This is a genomic window from Gammaproteobacteria bacterium (assembly GCA_030680605.1).
Classification (GTDB): domain Bacteria; phylum Pseudomonadota; class Gammaproteobacteria; order SURF-13; family SURF-13; genus JAQBXX01.
Genome location: JAUXUQ010000014.1, coordinates 1 through 2,943, shown reverse-complemented (window position 1 = coordinate 2,943; position 2,943 = coordinate 1). Strand labels below are relative to the sequence as shown.

Below are 2,943 nucleotides of genomic sequence, written 5' to 3'. Positions count from 1 at the left end.
GTTCCAAATCTATCGCGCTCTGTACCCATCAAGGTATACGCCCGATGCGTTGGAGCTCGAAACTCTTTCGGCGCTCATTGCAGCAAAGTACGGAATCCGGCTCGCAGATGTATGGCACGATCATCTGACACTCGGTTCTTTGTTCGATCGCGCGCATAGTCCGCGAGAGTGACGTCCAACGAACTAGGATAGATCGCGCGCAGCCGCGATCTTATCCGTTGGTTGGACGAGCCCGGGGGTTGCCCAGACCTTCTTTAAGGAGATTGCTTTTTGCGTCGCTGGCCGGCCGGTGCGGCGGGTTTGGCGATGCGCTGGCGGGGACGCGGTGGTGGCGTCGCGGTGGGCGCTTGAGGGGCGTTTGCGGCGGTTTTCGGCGGTTTTAAGGCGGATTTTCGGTTAATCAGGGCCAGCGGCTCCCAAGCGCATGCGTGTCATGCGCGGTTGCCGGCGGCGGTGCGGTCGGGTCACATGCGGAGTGTCCCCGTGGGTTGGGCATCGGGTGGGGCGAGATGTGCGCGCAGGTCGTCGTCGCTCGGCCGGCGCAGGATGAGGATGCCCTGGCAGTGCGGGCAGCGCAGCGGCGCTCGCGGGGGCGGTGGTTCGGGCGGTTTCGGGGTGACGTGCAGGAGCAGCTGCACGCGTTTGAGCAGGGTCGCGCGGCGCGGGTGCAGCAGGCCGAACTCGCGGGTGCGCCGAAAGCGTGGCGGCAGGACGTGCTGCAGCAGCAGCCACAGGAAGTCGGCGCCGTGCAGGGTGCGGGTGTAGGTCTCACGGGTCTTGGCGTCGGTGTAGCGAAAGCGCACCTGGTCGCCATCGCAGCTGAGGATGTCGCGCTCGCCGAGCACGCCGCGGTAGAGGTATCGACTGAGGTAGATGAGCGTGGAGTCGCCGTTGCCGACCCGAGTGCAGTGGGCGACCCACAGGTCGGGCGTGTCCGGCAGGGTGAGGTCGGCGGCGCGCAGGGCGGCGAGCAGGGTGGCGCGGAAGACGGCGGCGAGGTTCTTGCTGTTGAAGAGGTACTTGCTGGTCTTCTTGCGCCACAGCGTGCCGGCGGCATTGACGCCGCCGGCGGGGACGACGAGGTGGACGTGCGGATGCAGGTCGCGGCGGCGGTTGTGGGTGTGGAGGACGGCGGTGGCGCCGAGCTCGACGGCCAGCTTGGGGTCGTTGCGTCCGAACCGGGCGAGGGTCAGCCAGGCGCAGCGCAGCAGGGCGGCGTAGACGGCTCGCGGGTGTTGGCGGGCCAGCGGACGCAGTTCGGCGGGCAAGGTAAAGGTGACCATGTAGTAGTCGACCGGCAGCCGGCGCTGGCGCTGGCGGTCGAGCCAGGCCTGGCCGGCGGCGTGCTGGCAGTGCGGACAGGCGCGGTGGCCGCAGGAGCGCGGCAGCGCGATGCGGCTGCCGCAGTCGCGACAGTCGGCCTGCAGGGTTGGACCGTCGGGCTGACGGCAGTGGGCCATGGCGCGCAGGGCGCCGCGCTGCGCGCCGTTCAGGCGGTCGCCGTGGCGCTGCAGCAGGGCCGGCTCGAAGCGGTCGATGAGGTCGGCGAGCCTCATGACGGGCGGCTCCACAGTTCGCTCAAGGTGGCCATCATGCGCTCGATGCCGGCGCGCGCATTGGCGCCGGTGGCCTCGGTGAGCTGGGTATAGCGGGCGGTGGTGAGCGGGCTTTGATGGCCGAGCAGGGCCTGGATTTCGCGCAGGTCGACGCCGGCTTCCAGCAGATGGGTGGCGTAGCTGTGGCGCAGGCTGTGGACGCCGATGCGGCGGTGGATGCCGGCGTCGCGGAGCGCGGCCTTGAGCGCGGCCTGGACGCCGCCGCGATCCATCGGCGTGGTGGCGTTGGCGATGTCGCCCACGGGGTTGGGAAACAGCAGCCGTGGATGGTGATGGCAGGACCACAGGCGACGCAGCGTGTATAGCGTCAGCCGCGGCAGCGGCACGCGGCGATCCCGCCCGCCCTTGCCATCGCGCACATGCACCCAACCGCCGACGCCATCGATGTCGCTGACCTGCAGATTGAGCGCCTCGCCCAGCCGCAGTCCGAGGCTGTAGGTGAGCAGTAAGAAGGCCCGATAACGCAGCCGCCGGGTGCAGCGCAGCAGGGCGACCACTTCGGCCTGCGACAGGATGTCGGGCAGCCGGTGAACCTGCGGCGGTTTGACGATGCGCAGCCAGTCCCATTCGCGCTGCAGCACGTGGGAGAAGAAGAACTGCAGCCCGCAACGGTCGAGCTTGACCGTGCTCCAGGAGTGCGAATCGATCAGCTGGGCGAAGTAGTGCCGCAGCTCATCGGCGGAGAGATCGTCCGGACAGCGGTCGACAAACGCCCCGACCCGGCGCACGGCCCGGCTGTAGGCGTCGACGGTCTTGGGGCGCTTGCCCTGCAGTTTCAGCGCAAGCAGCAGGCGGTCGTAGAACGAATCAAAGCGCGCTTGTTGGCACGGGTCCATGGCGATACCCTCACTGGCAGATGACCGCAGCGACTGCGGACACACCGGGGGCGGTGTGCCGGATGAGGGTAATACCGCCGGGAGAGGCTGCCGCGGTAGCGGCTTCGTTCAACTATGTGGTCAAGCGGACAGCGGGGAGAAGCTTCAATGTTTCCTGATGTTTCATCGTGCCGCTGCCGCTTACCACGGCGTTAGATTTCGCAGGTGACGCTGTGGCAGCTGCTGGCTCGCTCGTTTGTGTTGCCGCTCTCTGCTACTCGCTTCCAGCCTTCGCTGGCTATGCGATCGGAAGGTGGCTTTACGCATGGAAGCCGATCGGGTGGGTTCCCATCTGCCAGGGTGCGTTCGTTTGGCTGGTACCAGCTGGGCTGCTGCTTCTGCCTGTTTCAGTCTGGCTCGGAGCAACAGTCGGTCACGCGGTCGAGTTGCTCGCGGTTGTGCTCATAGCCGTTGCGGGTGCTACGGTGCTGGCGTTACTAGGCTTGGATGCG

At 67.4% G+C, this 2,943-nt stretch carries 2 protein-coding genes; both read right to left on the bottom strand.

Going from position 1 to position 2,943, the window contains the following annotated elements; all coding sequences use genetic code 11:
* Window positions 1–464 precede the first annotated feature (464 nt).
* Window positions 465–1,556, bottom strand: coding sequence for a transposase (locus Q8L89_07210; protein ID MDP1708833.1), 1,092 nt, complete (start codon window positions 1,554–1,556; stop codon window positions 465–467).
* A complete protein-coding gene (locus Q8L89_07205; protein MDP1708832.1) occupies window positions 1,553–2,452 on the bottom strand; it encodes a site-specific integrase in 900 nt (299 codons plus the stop codon). The genes Q8L89_07210 and Q8L89_07205 overlap by 4 nt, the downstream gene beginning before the upstream one ends.
* Window positions 2,453–2,943: the final 491 nt, after the last annotated feature.

Bases quoted from the DNA above. Each gene is read 5' to 3' on its own strand.
- Q8L89_07205 (MDP1708832.1), bottom strand. From the start codon at position 2,452: ATGGACCCGTGCCAACAAGCGCGCTTTGATTCGTTCTACGACCGCCTG.
- Q8L89_07210 (MDP1708833.1), bottom strand. From the start codon at position 1,556: ATGAGGCTCGCCGACCTCATCGACCGCTTCGAGCCGGCCCTGCTGCAG.